18 protein-coding genes and 1 pseudogene are annotated in these 21,736 nt (G+C 26.4%); 9 read left to right on the top strand and 10 right to left on the bottom strand.

Annotated features, from left to right (window positions below; translation table 11 throughout):
• Nucleotides 1-14: 14 nt before the first annotated feature.
• Both KQ44_RS08000 and KQ44_RS07995 read right to left on the bottom strand, forming a co-directional pair.
• The gene (locus KQ44_RS08000) at nucleotides 15-1,013 is read right to left on the bottom strand and encodes an ABC transporter substrate-binding protein (protein WP_096736963.1); all 999 of its coding nucleotides are present in this window, start codon (nucleotides 1,011-1,013) and stop codon (nucleotides 15-17) included.
• Between the two features lie 16 nt (nucleotides 1,014-1,029).
• Nucleotides 1,030-2,065 (bottom strand): annotated as a pseudogene (locus tag KQ44_RS07995) (ABC transporter substrate-binding protein).
• Between the two features lie 181 nt (nucleotides 2,066-2,246).
• Here KQ44_RS07995 and KQ44_RS07990 point away from each other — a divergent pair.
• From KQ44_RS07990 to KQ44_RS07975, 4 genes are all read left to right on the top strand, one after another.
• Nucleotides 2,247-3,359 (top strand): hypothetical protein, encoded by a 1,113-nt coding sequence (locus KQ44_RS07990; RefSeq protein ID WP_096736962.1) that lies wholly within the window; start codon nucleotides 2,247-2,249, stop codon nucleotides 3,357-3,359.
• 80 nt (nucleotides 3,360-3,439) lie between these two features.
• A complete protein-coding gene (locus KQ44_RS07985; protein WP_096736961.1) occupies nucleotides 3,440-4,516 on the top strand; it encodes a DEAD/DEAH box helicase family protein in 1,077 nt (358 codons plus the stop codon).
• A 365-nt stretch (nucleotides 4,517-4,881) separates the two neighbouring features.
• Complete coding sequence (locus KQ44_RS07980) at nucleotides 4,882-6,363, top strand: hypothetical protein (protein ID WP_096736960.1); 1,482 nt, start codon at nucleotides 4,882-4,884, stop codon at nucleotides 6,361-6,363.
• A complete protein-coding gene (locus KQ44_RS07975; RefSeq protein ID WP_096736959.1) occupies nucleotides 6,356-8,254 on the top strand; it encodes a site-specific DNA-methyltransferase in 1,899 nt (632 codons plus the stop codon). Before KQ44_RS07980 ends, KQ44_RS07975 begins: the two co-directional genes overlap by 8 nt.
• 105 nt (nucleotides 8,255-8,359) lie before the next feature.
• Here KQ44_RS07975 and thiD read toward each other — a convergent pair whose 3' ends face one another.
• On the bottom strand, nucleotides 8,360-9,169 hold the full coding sequence (gene thiD, locus KQ44_RS07970) for a bifunctional hydroxymethylpyrimidine kinase/phosphomethylpyrimidine kinase (RefSeq protein WP_096736958.1): 810 nt from the start codon (nucleotides 9,167-9,169) through the stop codon (nucleotides 8,360-8,362).
• Between the two features lie 12 nt (nucleotides 9,170-9,181).
• On the bottom strand, nucleotides 9,182-9,886 hold the full coding sequence (locus tag KQ44_RS07965) for a response regulator transcription factor (RefSeq protein ID WP_096736957.1): 705 nt from the start codon (nucleotides 9,884-9,886) through the stop codon (nucleotides 9,182-9,184).
• A 466-nt stretch (nucleotides 9,887-10,352) separates the two neighbouring features.
• Between KQ44_RS07965 and KQ44_RS07960 the strand changes: the two genes are divergently transcribed.
• From KQ44_RS07960 to KQ44_RS07940, 5 genes are all read left to right on the top strand, one after another.
• Nucleotides 10,353-11,780, top strand: coding sequence for an alpha-amylase family glycosyl hydrolase (locus KQ44_RS07960; protein WP_096736956.1), 1,428 nt, complete (start codon nucleotides 10,353-10,355; stop codon nucleotides 11,778-11,780).
• A 32-nt stretch (nucleotides 11,781-11,812) separates the two neighbouring features.
• Nucleotides 11,813-14,212: an ATP-binding protein gene (locus tag KQ44_RS07955; protein WP_096736955.1), complete on the top strand. Its 2,400-nt coding sequence runs from the start codon at nucleotides 11,813-11,815 to the stop codon at nucleotides 14,210-14,212.
• A 45-nt stretch (nucleotides 14,213-14,257) separates the two neighbouring features.
• Entirely contained in the window at nucleotides 14,258-15,061 is an 804-nt protein-coding gene (locus KQ44_RS07950) for a hypothetical protein (RefSeq protein ID WP_096736954.1), read from the top strand.
• A gap of 189 nt (nucleotides 15,062-15,250) precedes the next feature.
• Nucleotides 15,251-16,180 (top strand): DUF3810 domain-containing protein, encoded by a 930-nt coding sequence (locus KQ44_RS07945; RefSeq protein WP_240516552.1) that lies wholly within the window; start codon nucleotides 15,251-15,253, stop codon nucleotides 16,178-16,180.
• A gap of 81 nt (nucleotides 16,181-16,261) precedes the next feature.
• Nucleotides 16,262-16,441 carry a hypothetical protein gene (locus KQ44_RS07940; protein ID WP_096736952.1) on the top strand — a complete coding sequence of 60 codons (180 nt, stop codon included), beginning with the start codon at nucleotides 16,262-16,264 and terminating at the stop codon, nucleotides 16,439-16,441.
• On the opposite strand, the gene KQ44_RS07935 is transcribed toward KQ44_RS07940, so the two are convergent.
• From KQ44_RS07935 to dnaN, 6 genes are all read right to left on the bottom strand, one after another.
• The gene (locus KQ44_RS07935; protein ID WP_096736951.1) at nucleotides 16,438-17,322 is read right to left on the bottom strand and encodes a DMT family transporter; all 885 of its coding nucleotides are present in this window, start codon (nucleotides 17,320-17,322) and stop codon (nucleotides 16,438-16,440) included. The genes KQ44_RS07940 and KQ44_RS07935 overlap by 4 nt on opposite strands.
• Before the next feature lie 409 nt (nucleotides 17,323-17,731).
• Entirely contained in the window at nucleotides 17,732-18,169 is a 438-nt protein-coding gene (locus KQ44_RS07930) for a BspA family leucine-rich repeat surface protein (RefSeq protein ID WP_276307055.1), read from the bottom strand.
• Nucleotides 18,170-18,256: 87 nt separating this feature from the next.
• Complete coding sequence (recF, locus tag KQ44_RS07925) at nucleotides 18,257-19,324, bottom strand: DNA replication and repair protein RecF (RefSeq protein WP_096736949.1); 1,068 nt, start codon at nucleotides 19,322-19,324, stop codon at nucleotides 18,257-18,259.
• 145 nt (nucleotides 19,325-19,469) lie between these two features.
• Nucleotides 19,470-19,784, bottom strand: a complete 315-nt coding sequence (locus KQ44_RS07920) for a type II toxin-antitoxin system VapC family toxin (RefSeq protein WP_096736948.1) — start codon at nucleotides 19,782-19,784, stop codon at nucleotides 19,470-19,472.
• The gene (locus KQ44_RS07915; protein ID WP_013113461.1) at nucleotides 19,771-19,959 is read right to left on the bottom strand and encodes a hypothetical protein; all 189 of its coding nucleotides are present in this window, start codon (nucleotides 19,957-19,959) and stop codon (nucleotides 19,771-19,773) included. The genes KQ44_RS07920 and KQ44_RS07915 overlap by 14 nt, the downstream gene beginning before the upstream one ends.
• A gap of 22 nt (nucleotides 19,960-19,981) precedes the next feature.
• Entirely contained in the window at nucleotides 19,982-21,109 is a 1,128-nt protein-coding gene (gene dnaN, locus KQ44_RS07910) for a DNA polymerase III subunit beta (protein WP_096736947.1), read from the bottom strand.
• Between the last annotated feature and the right edge of the window lie 627 nt (nucleotides 21,110-21,736).

The raw sequence follows: 21,736 nt of genomic DNA, 5'->3' as shown, positions 1-21,736 counted from the left end.
CTTTTTATTTTTTATTATATGCTTGTAATAATATCTTTAAATTTTGAAAGCCAAGTATCCTTATTTTTATTTACTGTTTCATCGTTATCATATATTACTTTAATTTCTTCTATAGGAAGAAGTATATTTGATTTTGGTAAGTCTTTTCTAATAGCTCTGGCATTAAGTTCTTCATTCATTTTCTTTTGTGCCTCATAGCTTGTAATATAATCAACAAATTTTTTAGCATTTTCTAAGTGTTTGGCATTTTTTATAATATATATTCCGTCAGCTTTCATTATAACGCCTTCTTTCATATATACTAATTTTACTGGAGAGCCTGAAGCAGCATAATTGGCAGCAGCATTTTCAAAAGTAAGTCCTACAGCATATTCACTGTCAGCAACTCCTTTATATACAGCAGAAGAACCGCTTAATAATTTACCGTCCAAATTTTCTACGAAGTTTTCTACATATTCCCAGCCGTTTTCTGGATTTCCTTCTCCCATAGCATAAAGCATGTTAATTAAATGCTTAAAAGATGATGAAGATAATGACGGGTCTGTATAGGCTATTTTTCCTTTTAAGGCAGGAGCAAGTAAATCAGCGTACCCTTCTATTTTTATATCTTTTGTAAGATTTGTATTTACTATAAGGATACTTGGTATTGTAGTAAATCTTGTTATAGAACCTTCTTTATTTTTATATTCATCATATAAACTGTTCTCATTTGTGGAAGTATAATATTCAAATAAATTTAATTTGTCTTTTATAAGATTTAAATTAGCTCCCCAAAGTATGTCACCAAGCGGTGTATTTTGTTCTGTTTCTACTCTTTTTATTAATTCTCCAGTACCAGCAGCTATTAACTCTATTTTTATATTTGGATTTTTATTTTCAAAATCTTTTATAAGAGGCTCTACAAAGTCCAAAGCATGAGGTGAATATATAACTAATCTGCTTTCATCTGATGTTTTACTGCTGCATGAATAAAAAATAAGGCTTATAAAAGCGAGTATCAAAATATTTTTCATTTTTAATATCCTAATATTATAAATTTTCTATAATGGTTTTGAATCGCTCAAGCCAATTTTCCTGATTTTCTTTCACAAAATTATCTATTTCCTCTAATTCATCATTATCTGTAATAGCATTAATATCATTTATATTTACTAAAATAGGGGAGCTTCCTAAATCTTTTCTTATAGCTCTTGCATTAAGCTCATCATTCATTTTCTTTTGAGTATCAAAGCTAGTCATATAATCTACAAATTTTTTGGCATTTTCTAAGTTTTTTAGCATTTTTTATAATGTATATTCCAGCAGGCTCCATTATAACACCTTCTTTCATATATACTAATTTTACAGGTGATCCAGCAGCTACATAATTAGCAGCAGCATTTTCAAAAGTAAGTCCTACAGCATATTCACTGTCAGCGACTCCTTTATATACGGCAGAAGAACCTGCTAATAATTTACCGTCTAAATTAGAACATAATTTTTCTATATAATCCCAAGCATTATTTATATCATCTTTACCCATAGTATATAGTATAGTAACTAAATGTTTAAAAGATGATGATGACGAAGAAGGATCATTAAAAGCTATTTTTCCTTTTAACTTTTCATTAGTTAAATCACTGTATCCTTCTATTTTTATATCGCCTATAATATTGGTATTAACTATTAATACACTTGGACTTATCATAAATCTAGTCATTGAACCTTCTGCATTTTTATAGCTGTCTATTATTTCATTTTCATTTGTTGTTGTGTAATTTTCAAATAGATTCTGATTATTTTTAACCAAATTAATATTAGCAGCCATTAAAACATCACATAGAGGATCATTTTGTTCTGTTTCTATTCTTTTTATTAATTCACCTGTACCTGCTATAATAACTTCCACATCTATATTTGGATTTTTGCTTTTAAAATCTTCTATCAATGGGTCTATAAAATCTCTTGATGATGGAGAGTATATTACTAATGATGATTTTTTAGGAGTATCTTTACTGCATGAAAATAATATTACAAATACCGCTAATAACATAACTGTTCGTATTAAATTATTAAAAAAATACATGGCTTTATCCCCAAATTATTTTGCAATAAAATATATCATATTGTTTTTTTGTCAATAAAAAATGCCTTGTTTTTTATAATAATATAATATATAAGTTTACATAATAAAAAAATGCTAATAAAAGTTATCATAATATCGATAATTATGTTAACATTTTAATACTAGGACTGTAATCTATATTATGAAAAGCAAAATAGCCTCTACAGCATATACTTTAATCAAAAAAAAGAAGTATAAAAAAGCGAAAGAGTTTCTTCTAAGTAATAAATCTAGAATTGTAAATGATGCAGATGCACTTGCTATGCTTTCATTTGCTGATATATTTTTAAAAGATTTTTATGGTGCTGAAGAACTTTCAAGAAAAGCTCTTAGAGAAGACAGTTTTTGTATTAACGGTATGCTTGCAAAGGCGTATATAAGTCTCAATAACGGGCATAGAGAAAATGCTTTGAGAGAATATTTTAGAATATTAGATTTAGAGCCTGAAAATAAAGTTGCAAAAGACAATATAGAGAGAATAAGATTTTTAACTAATAATGCCAGAGGCGATGAGATTAATCCCAGAGCATATTTACTAGGCAAAAAGAAAATAGCAGTATCAAAATTTATTCTTCTCATTCCAATAGCATTTATACTCACATTTGCTTCATATATTGCAATAGACAGATTATACCCAAAGATAAGATATGTACTTCTTGACAAAGACCAAAAAGAGTTAAGAGAAAAACTAGAGAATGTTTACTTATTTGAAGGGCTTGAAGATGGAAAGATTCCAGAGAGTGCAAAAAGTCCTACATATTCACCGCGTGAAGTAGCCGAGATGTTTGATAAGGCTAAAAACAATATGAGAAGTGCATCTGTTAATGAAGCTGTTATGATAATAAACGGTGCATTAAAAAGCGATATTAACGAATACCTAAAAGAGAGATTTAGAGTGTTAAAAGAGTTTATAATAGCACCAGACTACAATATATTCAGAGAAAGTCCTAGCTATCTTACAGTTGCAGAGAATTACGATCTATACAATGGCGGATATGTGAAATGGAAAGCCGATGTAAACAGAGTAACTCAGACTAACATTGATGGCATACCTAAAAAGAAAGCAAGAATATTAATTTACGACACTAATGACAAAGATATTGCTGGTGTTGCCGATTTGATAGTGAATGTAACTGTAACATTAGAGCCTAAAAACTATATAGAAGTGTACGGTAAGATTTTGGGCTATGATGCTAAACAAAAATCAATACAGCTTGAAGGTCAGATTATAAAGCATTTGCCTAAGAAGAAGTAAAAATAAATCTCTAAATATATTATGTAAACTTGACGATAATCGTAACGAAATAGTACACAATAATTTAGAGAAGTTAAATAATGCAGTTACAATTTACAGAACAAAAATATCAAGAAGAATGCATACAAAATATAGTATCAATATTCAATAATTTAGAAGACGGATTTAGTTTTGAGTATTCATTAAATAAATGCATAAAGCAGGATAAAGTATCTAATAGTAAAAACATAGATATATTAATGGAAACAGGTACAGGAAAAACTTTTACATTTATCAAAATTATGTTTGAGCTTAATCATAATTTTGGATATAATAAATTCATTATATTGGTGCCGTCTTTAGCTATAAGAGAGGGTACTAAAAAAAATTTTGAAATAACAAAAGACTATTTTAAATCAATATATTCAAATTTCAGGGAAAGAGAAATAGAAGTAAATATATATGATGGTTCTATATCAGTTATAAACAGATTTTTAGATAATGATAATTTTTCTGTATTAGTATTAACTCCTCATTCATTTACTAATAAAGAAAATAAATTAAATAGGATAATAGAGGGAACTTTCTTTAATGATAGAATTATAACTTATCTTGATGCTTTGAAAGAACTTAATCCTATTATTATTATTGATGAACCCCATAAATTTGCAGGCGAAGCATTTTCTAAATATTTTAATGGATTTAATAATTATTTTTTGAGATTTGGTGCTACATTTCCAAAAAGTAAAGATAAAAAAGATCATATAATAGAACTTTCAAATATAGCATATAAACTTGATGGAGTATCATCATTTAAAAATAACTTGGTAAAAAAAATAACTGTATACTATAATGAAACTTCTAATAATAAAGACATAATTTTATCTATAGAAAAAGATATAGTAAAAATAAAAAGTAATATTAATAGTGAAATTGTTTATAAAGATTTAACTGTTGGAGATAAATTTAACGGTGAAGAAATAATAAAAATAAATTATGAAAAAAAAGAGAGTAAAGAATCCAATATTATTTTATCAGATGGAGAGCAGTATTTTGCTGAATATTTATTAGAAGAAGATAATATAAGATTGATGATAAGAGAGAGTATAGAACTTCATTTTGAAAAAGAAAAAAATTATTTCTTCAGGGTATTAAAGCTTTATCATTATTTTTTATAAGGTATATTGCAGAATATAGAAGAGATTTAGAAGATGCTGAAAAATACACAGATGTAAAAAAAATATTTGAAGAAGAGTATAAAATAATTAGAGAAAAAACTATAAATGAATTAAAATATAATGAAAAATATAAAGAGTATTTAGAATATTTATATAAAGATTATGAGGACGGACAATTAAAAGTTCATGAAGGATATTTTTCAGGTGATAAAGGAAATGATGATGAGAAAATAAGACATGGAGTAGATTTAATATTAAAATCAAAGGAAAAATTACTATCCTTTGAAACACAGACTAGATTTATATTTTCTGTTTGGGCATTACAAGAGGGTTGGGATAATCCTAATGTATTTACTATTTGTAAATTGAGCAACAGAGGAAGCCATACATCAAAAATACAGCAGGTTGGAAGGGGGTTAAGAATATGTGTTAATCAGAAAGGTGAGAGATTAACTATAGATACATTTAAAGATAAAAATAGTTTTTGGCAATGCAATAATTTAGATGTGGTTGTTTCTGGTGATGAGGCAGATTTTATTAAAAGTCTTCAAAAAGAGATAGTTGATAATTCACCTGTTTTATATGATGAGTTTACAAGAACAGATTTAAACATCAGATTAAAAGTCAATAATATAGAAACTAATATACGAAAGTTTGAAAAGTTTTTATTATATTATGACTTAATAATAGATTTAGAAAAGGTTGATGATAAAGGACTTGATATTTATAAAAAGGCAGATGATTATTTTAATAAACTTTCTCAATTAAAAGATAAAATTACAGATAAAGAAGAAAAATCAATGCTTGAATATGCTTATAAAATTTTTGATGAGGATATGGAGCATTATATTACAAACGGTAATAAATTAAGAGAAAGAAAAAATCTAAAAATAAAAGGTGAAAAGATAGAAGAGTTTAAAAAATTATGGGATTATATATCTAAAGAGGCATATTATTATATAAATGAACTAAACGAGGAGAATGAAGAAATATTGTTAAACTCTATAATAGAAAAAATAAACAAATCAGATATAGAAAAAAACTCTCTTAAAACAGTAAAATTAGTCTGGGATATGGATAATTTAGAAAAAGATAATTCTATAAATAAAGAAATAGTGCGTTCTCATGAATATAAAGAAAATATTAATTATGTATTTTTAGCTAGAGAATTGGCTGAAAAATCAAAAATGCCTATATCATTTATAGTAAAAATATTAAATGGTATCAATAAAGAATTAAAAGAAAAAATAGAAAGCAATATTAATTATGCCAAAGCAGAAATATTATCTATAATAAAAAATGCCTTGATAGGAGATATGAAAACCCTTATTGAATATAATTTTATAGAAGGTAGAATAAAACCTAATGTAATGTATGATAAAAAAGGAAATTTCAAAAATGAATTAGAAGCAGGAAGTCTTGGAAAAAATCAGGAAAAAGCAGATAATTTCAGTTTAAAGGAAGAATGGATATTTGAAGATATTATAGAATATGACAGCATGTTTGAAAGAAGCATAATACTTAATGATCCTAAAGTAAATAATATAACAATATTTGCTAAAATGCCAAAACTTTCAATACCTACACCTTTAGGCAATTACAGTCCGGATTTTTGCTATGCAATAGAAAAAGATAACAGTAAGAAAATATTTTTAATAGTTGAAAGCAAAGGCTATAATACAGAAGAAGAAATACCAGCAGATGAAAAATCAAAAATAGATTTTGCATATAGATTTTTTGAAAAGCTAAATAAAAATAATTCAAATGATGTTAAAGTTTATTATAAGAAGAGAATAAATAAATCACAGCTTTATGATATGATAGAGGAGGTAATAAATAATGACTAAAAAGGAAGAATTTGAAAAACAGGGATTTGATGTAATAGACACAAGAGAAATAATAGATGAAGAACAAAATCAGCTTTTAGAGTTTTTAAAAAATAATTATCCTTCTATCTATAAAGACGGTGAAATAAATATTGAAGAATTAAAGAGAGTTTTAAATAGTAAGTCAGCAATAAACTATAAAGAAAACGGATACGGTTTAAACTTTATAGGCAGAAATTTGGCAAAGGCTAAATACAGACAAAAAACAGAAAAAGAATTGATTATCAATGAAAAGTTAAGTAAAAACTTTGATGAAACAGAAAACATGATAATAAAAGGCGACAATTTAGACTCCTTAAAAATATTAAAAAAATACTACAGCGGTAAAATAAAATGTATATATATAGACCCTCCTTATAATACTAATACTGATAACTTTTTATATCCAGATAGATTTGATAAAGAAGAACTTGAGGTTTTAGGACTTCAGGATATAGGAAAAGAAGAATATGACAGAATGGAGTTTATCTTTAAAAGAAGCAAAAAATCGCATAACGGCTGGCTTACATTTATGTACCCTAGATTAAAACTAGCAAGAGATTTATTAACAGATGACGGAGCCATTTTTATAAGCATAGACGATAATGAACAGGCGAATTTAAAACTTTTATGCGACGAAATTTTCGGCGAGGATAATTTTATACAAAATATTATATGGCAAAAAAAGAAAGGTGGAAGTCAAGATTCAGATGATTTTTCAAAAGAACATGAGTATATTTTATCTTATTCTAAAAAAGATTGGTATATAAATGATATTAAAGAAAAACATGATGAAAAAGAATATACACATATTATAAATGGTAGAAAAGCAAAGTTATTAAAACTTGAAAAATGGGGAAATCATTCTTTAAGGATTGATAGACCAACTCTATATTATAAAATTAAAGATCCAAATGGAAATGATTTTTATCCGATTGCTCCAAATGGAGAAGATGGTTGTTGGCGTAAAAAACCAGAGAAATTAGATAAAGATCATATTTATTGGAAAATATCAAAGAATAGATTGACACCATATGAAGTTATATATTTTGATGAAATGTTAGATAAAAATAAAATTATAAAAACTAGAACTATATTTAGTGAATATGGTACTACAACTGATGCCACAAAAGAAATACTTTCAATATTTGAAAATAAAAAAATTTTTGATACACCTAAACCACTAAATTTAATTAAACTTATAACTAAACTTTCTAGTAATGAATTTGAAGAAAGTATTATTCTCGACTTTTTCGCTGGGTCGGGTACTACAGCACATGCGGTGATGGAGATTAATGCGGAAGACGGCGGAAACAGAAAATTTATTCTTTGTCAGATTGATGAGGAAATTAAAAAAGAAAAATCGGCTGCTTATGATTTTTGTATTGATAATAACTTTGAGCCTGTGATTTCTTCAATCACTGTCGAACGTGTTAATAGGGCTGGGGAGAAAATAATTCAAAACCTAAAAGAAAGCAATAATATGTTTGATGATAAAAAAATTGATATAGGTTATAAGGTTTTTGATTTGCATGATATCAATACTGAAAAACAAGATGAAAACAAGCAGATAATACTTTTATTAAATGGGGTAACTGATTTAAGCAGAATATATAATATGATTATTAATGTAGGTTTAAACTCTCCAGTGTCTAAACTTACACCTATTATAGAAAATTGTGCTTATATGATAGAAGATGATAATATAAAAAGATATTATATTACTAACTCTGAAATTCTTATAAAAAACGATGAGAACAAGCAGAAGTTTAAAGATATGATAGAAAGCGGTATGGTATATATTGACGGCTGGACTATTACTATTAATGTGTCTTTACAGCAGTATAAAGATAATGTAAAAATTGTTTTATAAATTATAAAACCAAATGCTTTTATTATAAATAAAAATTGCTCGCTTTAAGGCTCTGTCAAGTAAACTTCCCAGAGGCTCACAATTTTTATTAAAACAATTTATTTATTATATATCCAAATGCTTCCAAGCGTCATAGAAATGATTTACTGGACCATGACCCTTTCCAACGCTGTCGGTTTTGGCTGATTGTAAGGCATTGAATAAATATTCTTTGCCGAGTTTGCAGGCTTCAAGCGGAGTTTTTCCATGTGCTATATAACTGCAAATAGCTGCCGATAATGTACAGCCTGTGCCATGTGTGTTTTTTGTGTCTATTCTAACGGCATCCAAAAACTCTTTGCCTTCTCTGTTCATAAACAAATCTCTCGAAAGCTCTCCTTCCATATGTCCGCCCTTAAGCATAACATTTTTTGCCCCCATATCTAGTATTTCTTTTGCAGCATTAATCATATCTTCATCGGTTTTTATTTTTCTTGAAGTTAAATCTTCAGCCTCTGGTATATTTGGAGTAACTACAGTAGATATTGGAAGTATACGGCTTTTCAAACTAGCAACAGCCTCTTCTAATAATAGCCTGTCCCCGCTTTTTGCCACCATAACAGGATCAACTATAATAGGTATATTTTTGGCATGAGTTTTCAAGAAGTCCGCTACTAATTTTATTATATTACTATTAAAAAGCATTCCTATTTTAATGGCGTCTGGTATGATGTCATCAAATATGCAGTATAACTGTTCTTCTATGGCTTTTAATTCTATACCATAACAGTTTCTCACTCCCTGTGTGTTTTGTACGGGTAGTGCAGTAAGTACGCACATCCCGTAACAGCCTAATGCCGAAAAAGTTTTTAAATCTGCCTGTATTCCAGCTCCTCCCGAACCGTCAAATCCTGCTATAGTTAATGCCTTTATCATAGCTTTTATCCTTTATTTTAATTTTTCTATATATTTATCGTATATAAACTTGCATATTAGTTTAGAATTAAATGCAGATAATTCATCAAAAGTTCCTATATATTCATTACCTATTTTTTCAGTTATTATTATAGAGAAACTTATTTTATATGAACTTATAGCCATAGAAGCATTTTTAATAATATGTCCCACTTCTATACTTGCCTCTTCAGGCGGCATAATAAATTTTAACCCCACAGGTGACATCTCTATTATCATACCATGAAGTATCTGCCTTACTCCGTCATGCCTAAATACTAATTTAAAATTATCCAAATCATTAATTACTATATGCTTTAATTTTTTAGGTTTAATATTTGCTTTTTCTAAAAGTAAGCTAAATCTGTTTAAAAAATCTTTTTCATTAAAAGGCTTTAATAAAAATCCAGAAACGCCTATACGCATCATCTTGCTGAAAAACTCTTTACTCGGATTTTCAATATGTACTATAACATGGACATTATACCTGTCATCTAAATATATTTTTTCTAATATGTCTGCAATCTCTTCATCACTTTCATTAACTTCTATAATGGCTGCAGTAAAAGGAAGTTTTCCAAACATAGATAGTATGCTTTTTTTATCTTTTACTGCTACTACTTCATATCCTGCAGTTATAAGAATGCTGATAAGACTGTCTCTTATCTGTAAAGATGAATCATAAACTAATATACGCATAATATTATACCTAATAAAAACTATATTGTTTATTATATAATAGAAACAATTAAAATCAATATTATATACTAAAACAATTAAATTTTGTAAAAAATGAGTTGTCTAAATTAATATGTTTATCTGCTCAAAGCTACGCTTAATAAAAATACTCAAAAATAAATTAGTGAAATATTGATTATTAATTTTGAAACAAATATATTTTTAGTATAATTGAGTGAAACTTGTATTTTGTAAAAGTATTATAATGTGATGATTATAAAATAATCAATTTAATTATTAAATAAATATAATATACTTTTTATATTATTATTTGTAGAAATGTAAAAATACTATTATGTAATTTTAAACTTTATAATGTTCTTCAAATGTTCATAGAGTACAAACTTAATAAATATAATAGTGTTTTTATTATTAAAATATCGTTATAAAAAGTTGTTTTTTTTATTATTCGTATATAATTATAAGAATGAGAGTTTCTGGATATAATTTGTTTCCGCCACTTTTAGGGCATATAAAAAATTGGTACGGTCATGTTGATAGAATCAAGTCTATGGGTTTTGAATGGATATATATAAATCCTATTACATATCCTGGTTTCAGCGGCAGTTTATATGCTACTAAATATTATTATCAGTATAACCCTTCATTTTTTACAAGCAGCAGTCAAAATATAGCTGAAAAAGAGTTGAGAGATTTTATATTTTATTGTCATAGTAAGCAGATTAAAGTTATGATAGATTTAGTTATCAATCATTCTTCAAAAGACTGTAATTTGACTTATGAGCATATAGAATGGTACAAAACTAAAGATGGAGCTTTGCAGTCGCCCGGTGCTTGGGATAATGGTAAGTGGATTGAATGGGGCGATTTGGCTATATTCAATAATAAGAGAGATCCTAATAAAAAAGATGAAGAAGAAACAAATAAAGAAAGTAATAACAGTGAAAATAATGATGAAATATTAAATCCTATATGGTATTATTGGAATGATTTGATAAAACATAATCTTGATTTAGGATTTGAAGGTTTTAGATGCGATGCGGCATATAAAGTTCCTAAAGAATTATGGAAATATTTGATAGATAATGCTAAAGAACACAATAAAAATGTTATATTTTTTGCAGAGAGTTTAGGCTGTTCTATTGATGATACAGAAAAACTTATAGATGCAGGGTTTGATTATGTGGCAAGCAGTGCCAAATGGTGGGATTATGAGGGAGAATGGTTTGTAGAGCAATATGATTTGGTACGTAAAAAATGCAGACAAATAGCTTTTCCAAGCAATCATGATACTAAAAGACTTATTACAGAGTATGACGGAAATATTTGGAGAGTAAAGCAGACTTTTTTATTTACGGCTATAGTGTGTGATATGTGGATGATAACTACAGGCGATGAATACGGATTTATCAACAGATGCAATGTTGTAGGCGGAAGTGAGAAAGATTATGAGAATATAAGCTATGATTTAAGCGAATATATCAAAAATATTATTAAATATGTAAAACAGAATAATATACTAGCAGACTGCGGTGAAATAGTTTCTCTTGATATAGAAGAAAAAAAGAAAATTGAAAAATTAAAAAAAGAAAGCGAAAATAATCTCAATTATGAATATCATGAGCATCATGAATATTATGATGATAATAGTAAGGAAGAAAATACTAAAAAAGATCCTTTTAGGAAATTTTATAAATACAGCTTGGACGGCAAGGAGAAACTTTTAATAGTTATAAATATTACCTCCAAAGAAAGGCTGCTTGATGCTAATAAATATGGTATTAAGTATGATATCTCTTTTGAGAATGTAGTTAATAATATTATAGATACTGTAAAAATATTGCCATATGAGCTTAAAATATTTACATTGAGAGAAGAAACTTATTGGGTATAGAGAATAAAAAAATTATATAAGGCGTTTGTTTTATGGAAGAGAGAAAATCGATAGACAGTTTTTTTTCAGATTTATCTATGGGGCTTCTTTTTGCCGAGAATACCAATGAAATAGACAGAGTCGTTGATTTATTTTTGGAGAAAACTTGTCAATATTACGGATTTGACTGCGGAGAGGTATATTTTCCTAAAGGTGATTATCTTATATTAAGGGGAGTATATGGTATAGACAGATACTATGTATGTAAAGTAGATTTTCCTATAGAGGCCAGCCATTGTAAAGATGTATTATATGATCAAAAAGTTTTTATAGGTGAAAATATCAATCATACAGATATGGAAGTCTTTTCCAATTATGCTTCAATTTTTGTACTTCCTATATTTTTCTATGCACACCCCATAGGTGTTGTTGTGTTTAGAAATAAAGAGAATAAGATTGATTTTTACAGAGAAATAGTTGATGAAATAAAAAATGTTATAGGTCATTTTGCTGTTTATGCTAATAATGTACTTCAAAGTGTAACATACAAAGAAAGAGATAAACAATTAAAACTTCTTAGAGAACTTTATTTGAAATTAAGCGATGTAGATGATTTTGAAAATAATTTAAATAATTTAGCTTCGGATATAGCCAATATTTTTACAGCAAGCAAGGCTTTTATTAGGCTTAGAGATGAAGACAATAATTTGTATTTAAGGTCAAGTTACGGATTTCCAGAAAATTTTGACTATTCTATTTTTGAAGATAATTCTTATATAGAGGAGTATTGGGATAATAACATATTTTTTATAAATAATGCGGCCAATAACAAATATTATAAGAGATTTGAAGGTATAATAAATAGATCAGTCCTTTTCAATAGAATACCAGTAAAAAAAGGTTGTATAGGCTATATTGTAGTTATAGACAAGATTCCAGATGCTGTTAATCCTTTGGGAGATTTTGATTCTAATGATCTTAATTTATTTAATCCGCTTTTAGCTAATATATCAAGCAGAATTTCAGAACATTACAGTATGATAGCATTAAGTAAGGCTAATGAAAAAAATACAAAGCATATGTCTCGTTTAAGCACATTGTACGATATAAGCAATATTTTATTGGAGCGTTCCAAGACAGAGGACATATTATTTTTACTTCTGACAATTACTACTATAGGAGATGTATTTGCTTTTAATAGGGCTTTTGCTTTTCTTTATGATAAGGAGTTTAATGTATTTAGGGGGCGTATGTGTGTAGCACCTAAAAATGCTCAGGATGCAGGAATGATATGGAGCAACATGCAGAACTTAGACAAGTATGCTCTAAGAGAAAAATTAATGCTTTCTTTTGATAAAAGAAGTGTTGAAGATGCATGGGATTTGAATCAGCAGTTTTTAAATACTGTTATACCTAATAATGAAAATTGTCAGCTTTTTTTTGATGTATTTAATAATAAAAATAGTATCAATGTAGTAAATGTAGATAATAATGATAAAGTAAATCAAATAAAAAAATATACCAATATATTTGGAGATTATCCTTTTGCCATTATACCAATAATGAACTCTGTTAATTGTATAGGTATGATAGTTGTTGATAATCCTTATAATGGAAAGCCTATACCTGAAGATGATCTTGATTATTTAAAGATGTTTGGCAGGCAGGCGGCTGTTGCTTTGGAATATTCTTCTCTTTACAATGAGATGGAAAAAAATAATAATGCTCTTAAAGCAGCACAGAAAACGTTGCTTGATTTAAAAAGTTTGGCTATAATAGGAGAAATGAGTTCTTCTATGGCACATAATTTAAGAAACTTTATAGTACCTATCGCAGGATTTGCAAATAGACTTGTAAAAATAAGCAAAGATGAAACTATTAAAAATTATGCTCAGATAATTGCTAATGAAGTAGAAAATTTGGAGAATTATCTTAGAAGGAATTTGTCATTTGCTAAAAGTATTAATTTGGAAATTGATAATATTAAAATTGATGATATGATAAAATATTTGACTATTCTTTCAAAAGAATATATAAAAAAAAGCGGTAAAAATATTAAATTCTATGCTTTAAAAATGACAAAAGAAGATGCAGTAAGATGGGATTATGACAGAATGAATGAGGTTGTGTTTAATCTTATTATTAATGCCATAGATGCTATAGAAGATAATAAAGATGGTTCATTTATTAGCGTCATATTTGATGATAATGCATATAGGGAATCTATGATAGATATAATAGTTGAAAATACAGATTCATATATAGAACCAGATTTGGCAGAGAAGATATTTACTCCGTTTTTTACTACAAAAAGTCATGGAGTAGGTATAGGACTTGCTATATCTAAGAGAATAGTTGAAGCTCATGGGGGAAGTATGGTATTAAAAAGTGTTAATGATTCTTTAAAAATAACAACTTTTTTTGTTTCTATCCCTGTTAGTTTAAATAATTAAAAAATTCAAAGCGTTTTCCGACAATAAAAATGTGGAGATGTAATTATGGCAAAAATAAGCGAGGCAGCAAAAGCCGAATGTACTAGAATGCAGAATAAATATAAAGATCTGCTTGCTGGTATAGAATCAAAATTAGTAAAAGTAGAGAAAGATTTATTACTATTAGAGGATCATTTTGAAATATGCAGAAAAAAGATAGATGCCGCTGTACTCTATATTCAGGCTTCTTCTTTTATTGCAACTACCTGCTATATTGCCATAGAATATATAGATGTGCGTTCTGATAATCAGCTTAATGATGGAAGACGTTATGTTAATAAGGCGATTATGCTTTTGGAAGAAGTTTTCGGAAATCATACTGATGATTCATTATCTTTAAATGAAGAGATACATGATTATTTAAGAGATAAATTAACAGATGAATGGAAATACAAATTTATCTGCTCTTTTGGATATGTTATAGATTATTTCAAATACTGTTATGGTGAAAACTCGAAATGGCTTCAGAACTTTATTGAAATAGAAGGAAGATTTGCTACTTTGGGTAAAAATATGATAGATTTTAAAACGTATATCAGAGATTTGAGCCCTGAGATAGAAGGCTATAAATACAGAGTTAAAATGATGGAGCTTGTAAAAAAATTATTGGCAGCAGCCGCTGAACAGTACAGAACGAAATATGAGCTTCAGGATAAAAGATTAGATGATATGAAAATGGCTCTAAATATAATAGCTTCTCTTAGAAGAATACATGTATATTTAAATGAATCTGAAGAGTCTGAAGAAAAAAAGAAAATGTATGATTTGTGGAAAAAGAAAATGGATGCTGACATAAAAAAAATGAAGTAGTTTTGACAATTTTTTCTTTTTTAGTATAATATTAATTAAGATGAAATTAAAAATAACATTAATATTATCACTTTTTTTATTGCTGTTATATTAAAAATAATAACTTTTTCTAAAAATTTTGTAGAAAACTTTTATTCTAGGACTATATATAAAACTATAGCAGGTTCTTTAAATAAACTCTCTTCTAACGTGAGTTTTTCTATAGGAGAAGTTTTACTTTTTATTTTTATTATAGCAGTTATTTTATTTGTAATAATTGCTTTAAAGCATTCTTTTTTTAATCATAATATAGCTTCTTTTAAAGAAAAAATAAAAACGGTTTTAAACTTTATATATGTTTTTATATGTTTCATAATAATAGTATATATAGTTTTTATGTTAGTATGGGGACTTAATTATTACAGAGTGCCTTTAATAGAGTATTATGCCGACAACAGCAGTATTACTGATGATGATATATATAATTTGGCTGACAGGCTTATAAGAAATGTTAATGATCTTAAAGATGAAATAAAATATACTGATATTAATACTAATTATCAGGTATTAAATAGAATTGTAGAAAGCGAATATAATAAGGTGTTTGAATACTTTGAGTTTCTTAATATGCATTATTCAAAAACAAAACCCATAAAAATATCAAAATTATTTTTACACCTGCAGATAACTGGTATATATTCTCCTTTTACATCAGAAGCTAATGTTAATATTCTTATTCCAAGTGTATCTATACCATTTACAATAGCACATGAGATGGCACATCAAATAGGTATAGCTTATGAAGACGAGGCTAATTTTATATCATATGTGGCATGCTCTAAAAATACAGATGTTTTTGTAAGATATTCTGCTAATTTTGAGGCACTTCTTTATGTACTTGGAGAGATAAAGAGAGATGAAAATTATTCTCATTTGATATCTAATTTGAATAGCGAAACTAAAGATGAAATAAAAAAATATTATGAGTTTTGGCAGGGATATTCAGGACAATTATCTAAAGTAAGTGAAAAAGTTAATGATACATATTTGAAAGCTAATAATCAGCAGTATGGAGTAAAAAGCTATTCTAGGGTAGTGAGATTGCTTGTGCTTTATTATAAAAATAATTCTAATCTTTAATATTTTGAAATTTTTACGATAATTATTAAACATTGATTTTTATAATTTTAAATATAATAACAAATTTTTCAAAGGTATTTTATGAAATTAGATGAGCCTCCTTATTTTTATCAATGCAAAAGCTGTAAAAGAAGATTTTCATTAAGAAGAAAAAAGTATACTGTAAATTTACTTATTTTTAAAATTAACCCTCAAAGATGTCCTTATTGCAAAAGTTCAAGAACTAAAAATATTGATCATATTGTAAAAATAGATGATTAATTTTTATTAGGATTTATACTTAATAATGTTAAAGCTGTAACCGTTAATATAATACCTATAATTGATAAAATATCTGGTATTTCATTAAAAAATATAATTCCAAATACTGACGCAGCAATAGGTTCGCATGAGGCAAGTATAGAGGCTTTTCCAGTATCCATATAATTTAATGATATAGTATAAAATACATAAGGAAGTATTAAAACTAATAGAGAATGAAGTATTATAAAAATAAATATATTATTATCTTTTTTTATTAAATCTGCAATTAAATTCCAATCAGCGAAAGGTGCTGTTATTATAGCAATAAATATAAAAGCATATAGAGTAATAGTAAGAGAATGATATCCTTTAAGCATAGCTTTTTTTGATATTATACTGTAAAGGGCATATGAAAAAGCAGCAAGCAGTCCGCTTATTACACCCCATAATGATATTTTTATTTCTGATTTAAGTATATTACTTACAAGTATGCATCCGAAAAATGCTAATATAATAGATATTAATTTTTTTAATGTGATTTTTTCTTTATATAAAAAATATGACAGCAAAAGTACAAATATAGGTGAGAGACTTAATAAAACTGCTGCTAAAGATAAAGATAAAAAACTAACGCTCTCATTAAAAAATATATTTACTCCAAGCATTCCTATTAAAGCAGCGAATATAAATATGAATATGTCTTTTAAATGTATTTTTATTAATGATTTATTATATAATAATATTGATGCAAACATTATAACGGATGCAGTTACAGCTTTTGAAGATACTATTGTTATATTGTTCATTGATAATTCCGCAGATTTTCTTATAAATATACCAGTAGCACCCCATAGTATGCCTGCTAGTATAGGAAAAATTGGCACTATTTTTTTAAGCATTATATAATACTCTTTATACTTTTATTGATTTGTTATTTTGAAGGATTTTAAATTAAAATTATTATTTGTCAAATGCATTTATTTATTGAATTATTTTTTTATTAAAATATACCTAAACAACTATATTTTGTAAAATTTTAATTATTTATAAATGTAATTATAATTTATTTGTAACATAATGTATTATTAGTAATCAACATAATATGTTTTAGATGTATAGTAAATTACTTATTTGGTATAATAAATAGGTAATCAGCCGCATACCCTCACCACAGGCGGACTTCGTCTCGGGTACTTCCTCACTTCGTTCAGTCGCGTTGACATTTGATAAGAATAAACAATACCGTGCGGGAAGGTGCCGCAGTTCACGGTTGACAAACTTAAAAATTTTCAGTATATAATAGACTTTTTAATTTTTATTATTTTCAATTAATTCTTTTAATTCTTCATAATAAACATTTTCAAGTTTTTTTATAAACTCTTTATTTTTCTTATAATTGATTTTATCATTATTTAATTCTGTATAAACTTCTTTTATATCAAGACATTCAAGCATACTTTGAAGTTTCTTTTTATATTTTTTATTCTTACATACATTGTAAAACATTAAAATAGTTTTTATATGTTTAAAAGAATCATCAAATATTTCATCAAACTCTTTTAATTTTTCTATATTCCAAGAAGTTAAATCTTTATTAAAATATAAAGCATTATTAAACATATATTTCATGTCAGTAATATTTGATACGTCCCAAGTTTCAAGACCTTCAAAATTTTTTCTTTTGCTCTCTTGAAATAAGTAAGACATATCAATCATATTACTTGTATCTATATCAGAGAGATTTATATTTTCATCTTTTAGTAAATCAAGTAAGGTATATTTATATTTTACAATATATTTTTTATTAATTTTACAGGTCCTTTATTTTATTTTTTAAACTCTTATATTTGGTATATCAAATACTTTTCCATTTTCAAAGTTTTTCACTTTTTCTTTTTCTGTAACAGTAATAAATACCTGTCCTAATGTTTTTATGTATTCAAGTATGTTATCTCGTCTTGTATTATCAAGTTCGAGCATAGCATCATCAATTAATAAAATAGGTGATTTTTTTCTGTATTCGGACAATATTTTCTCACTTGCAAGTTTCATTATAAGGGTAAACATTCTTTTCTCGCCTTGAGAGGAGAATTTTTTTGAAAGTGAATCTTTATAAAAAAATTGATACTCTGCTCTGTGTATTCCAAAATATGTGGTACGCATTCTTATTTGTTCGCTTAAAGTATTTTCTAGTTTTTTTACATATTCATTTTCATTTAAAATATCTTCTATAGTAGACTGATATTTTATTGCATAAGGATTTTCATCATTGAAAATATTTTTATATATTTCATTCATTTTATCTTCTAAAAGAGAAGAATATTTTTTATTTTCACTAGCTATATAAATAGAAAGTTTTGCTATATCATTATTATAAATATATGCTTCATTTGGTTTTGTACTTAGACAAACATTTCTCATTTTTAAGAGTTTATTATATTTTATTAATGCAGTTAAATATTCCAAAGATATTGTTGATATAAGCATATTAAAATAATCGCGTCTTAATTTTGGTTCTGCTATAACTAAATCTGTATCATTAGGAAGAAATATAACATAAAGTATCCTTCCTATTAAATCCTTTCTTGATGAAATTTCTTTTTTATCAAGAAATACCTTCTTTACTTTTTTTTGATATGCTATTTCTATATTTGTATCATAATTTAATTCATCTTCTCTAAAAATGCCTCTTAAAAAATAATTATCATTTCCGTTTTTTACAAGCTCTCTGTCAAGTCTTGTCCTAAATGACACGCCGTTACCAAGCATATATACTGCCTCCAGTATATTAGTTTTGCCAGAGCCGTTATGCCCGTAAAGCACATTAATTTTATCAGAAAATTCAAATACATTTTCATTATAATTTCTAAAAGAACGAATTGTAAGTTCTTTGAGTATCATTTTTATTTAAGCCTTTAATTTTATTAGTGGAAGTATTATATATTAAAAATTTTAAAAATAGTAGTGTTTTACTATGATTAATAAGGTATTATTAGAAACATTTTTTTATTTGTATATTTTTATATCCATTGTATTTTAATATTCATTAATCTTGAGTTAATAAAATTAAATTATTTATTTTTGCAGTAACTAATATAATTGCATCAGGAAGTTTTATAGAAATTTCTCTTTTTATTAAAATAGTTTCATTTTTAATATAATTATCTAAATTTAGAATATCAATACTTTTAAGAAAATCTTTTATTATATTTTCTTCTTTAGATGTTATTTTTGGATAACATAGTAATTCTATTTCCGATATTATAGATGTATACACATTATATTCACTATCTAATAAAAATTTACCGCTTAGAAAATATATAATTGCATTTGTATCAAGTAATATATTATTTCCATTCATTTCTTATTTCTTTTTGGAATTCTAATGGATCTTTTTCTAATATTTTTAGACTTCCGCTAAATTTATTCAAATCATTTTTTCCATACTTTTTTTGTTTATTGAGCAGTAAATCATAAAAATCTATTATCTGTTTTTTTGATTCATTATCCAATACAGATAAATCCAAAATTTCCATAATAACTTCCTATTAAAATGAATTACTCTTCTCCTATACTCATAGGCATGATGATATAATAATAATCTTCTCTTTCTATCTCTTTTACCATCGTAGGGCTAGAATCTTTATTAACCATAAAAGTAACTATTTCCGAATCAATTTGTTTTATAACATCTTGAATATATGTATAATTGTAAGCAACAGAATGCTCTTCGCCTGAATATTTTATATCTATCTCTTCTAAAGATTCTCCCATTTCTTGGTTAATACCTTTTACTTTAAGAGATTCTTCAGAAACAGTTAATATCATTCTTTTTGAACGCACATCATTAATCATAGGTACAATTCTTCTTATAGCATCAAGCAAATCGTTTTTATTTACTCTAAAACTGTATGCAAACTCTTTTGGAATTACCTGTCTAAAATTAGGGTATTTTCCTTCTATAAGGCTTGATACAAAATCGTATTTTCCTATTTGAAAATAAACCTGCTGACCATCTACTCCCATTTTTACCTGTTCTACTTCATCATAATTGGCAGTAACAAGTATTTCATTTAATACTTTAGGCTCTATTATTATAGAGAAAGATCCGTTTTCCACTCCTTCAAATTCTCTCTCTATTACAGCCATTCTTCTACCGTCAGTAGCAACAGCAAGAAATTTCGAATCAGTTTTTTCAAAGCATATACCTCTTAAGGCAGGCTTAAATGGTTCTTTAGCTATAGAAGAAATAGTTTTATTAATCATAGTAACTAATTCTTTAGTAGGAAGCATTATATAGCTTATATCTCCGTTGCTCTCAGGATATGCTGGGAAATCATCAGTTTTCATTCCTATGATTAAGTGTTTAGTTTTTCCATTTTCAGATTCTATATTTATTTTTTCATTTTCTTCAACATTGATAGTAATAAGTCCGTCAGGCATCTCTTTTAATATAGAACTTATCTTTTTGGCATATACCGCTACAGCACCTTCACCCTCGCAGTCATCAAGTATTATTCTGCTTCTAGCCCAAACAGAGCCGTCAGTAGCAGTTAATGTAAGCATATTTCCTGCAAGATGAAAAAGCACATTGCTTTCTATATTATAAATTACTTTGCCTTCAACAACGTTTTCTGTAACTCCGATAGATTTAACTATATCCTTTTTTAAACATCTAAATTTCATTGCTTCCTCTTTTATTTATTTTAATTTTATTAAATTTCTAAAAAACTTATACTATTTGTACTTTAATTTTAACATTAAAAACTATTTTTTACAATATATTTTAATTTATAAACTTGTTTAAGTGTCATAGATATTGCCCACTTTTTATTTTAAAAAAGCAGGTATTTCTCATAGTTTTATTTACCTCAAATAAACAAAGAGGAATACCCATGAAACAATATAATATAAATCAGAAAAAAAGATAGTATTAATTATTAGTAAAATAAAAAGATTATTAACAAAGTAATTGAAGTTCATAAGAAATATGAATATAGTAAAGTTAAAATATGATGATTTTTAGAGTTTAACTATATTTTGAATATTTTATTTATTTTTAAGAAATTAAATAGTACTTAAATGCATACCTATAACTCATATACAATAAATTAAAGTTATATAAATAAAGCAGCAGTTTTTATTTATATAATTTTAATTTATTGCTTTTTTTTAGTATATTAGTTATGATTATCCAATAATTGATTAGTTATAGGATTATAGTAAATGAAAGAATTTTTTTAAGAAAAATTATATAAAATTAATACTTTTATCTATAATTGTTTTTTCATTTATTATGAATATTATATTATC

Source organism: Brachyspira sp. G79 (genome assembly GCF_002379365.1).
Classification (GTDB): Bacteria; Spirochaetota; Brachyspiria; order Brachyspirales; family Brachyspiraceae; genus Brachyspira.
This window is presented reverse-complemented; position numbering and strand designations above follow the sequence as displayed.

Bases quoted from the DNA above. Each gene is read 5' to 3' on its own strand.
- KQ44_RS08000 (WP_096736963.1), bottom strand. From the start codon at position 1,013: ATGAAAAATATTTTGATACTCGCTTTTATAAGCCTTATTTTTTATTCA.
- KQ44_RS07990 (WP_096736962.1), top strand. From the start codon at position 2,247: ATGAAAAGCAAAATAGCCTCTACAGCATATACTTTAATCAAAAAAAAG.
- KQ44_RS07985 (WP_096736961.1), top strand. From the start codon at position 3,440: ATGCAGTTACAATTTACAGAACAAAAATATCAAGAAGAATGCATACAA.
- KQ44_RS07975 (WP_096736959.1), top strand. From the start codon at position 6,356: ATGACTAAAAAGGAAGAATTTGAAAAACAGGGATTTGATGTAATAGAC.
- thiD (WP_096736958.1), bottom strand. From the start codon at position 9,169: ATGATAAAGGCATTAACTATAGCAGGATTTGACGGTTCGGGAGGAGCT.
- KQ44_RS07965 (WP_096736957.1), bottom strand. From the start codon at position 9,886: ATGCGTATATTAGTTTATGATTCATCTTTACAGATAAGAGACAGTCTT.
- KQ44_RS07960 (WP_096736956.1), top strand. From the start codon at position 10,353: ATGAGAGTTTCTGGATATAATTTGTTTCCGCCACTTTTAGGGCATATA.
- KQ44_RS07955 (WP_096736955.1), top strand. From the start codon at position 11,813: ATGGAAGAGAGAAAATCGATAGACAGTTTTTTTTCAGATTTATCTATG.
- KQ44_RS07950 (WP_096736954.1), top strand. From the start codon at position 14,258: ATGGCAAAAATAAGCGAGGCAGCAAAAGCCGAATGTACTAGAATGCAG.
- KQ44_RS07940 (WP_096736952.1), top strand. From the start codon at position 16,262: ATGAAATTAGATGAGCCTCCTTATTTTTATCAATGCAAAAGCTGTAAA.
- KQ44_RS07935 (WP_096736951.1), bottom strand. From the start codon at position 17,322: ATGCTTAAAAAAATAGTGCCAATTTTTCCTATACTAGCAGGCATACTA.
- recF (WP_096736949.1), bottom strand. From the start codon at position 19,324: ATGATACTCAAAGAACTTACAATTCGTTCTTTTAGAAATTATAATGAA.
- KQ44_RS07920 (WP_096736948.1), bottom strand. From the start codon at position 19,784: ATGAATGGAAATAATATATTACTTGATACAAATGCAATTATATATTTT.
- KQ44_RS07915 (WP_013113461.1), bottom strand. From the start codon at position 19,959: ATGGAAATTTTGGATTTATCTGTATTGGATAATGAATCAAAAAAACAG.
- dnaN (WP_096736947.1), bottom strand. From the start codon at position 21,109: ATGAAATTTAGATGTTTAAAAAAGGATATAGTTAAATCTATCGGAGTT.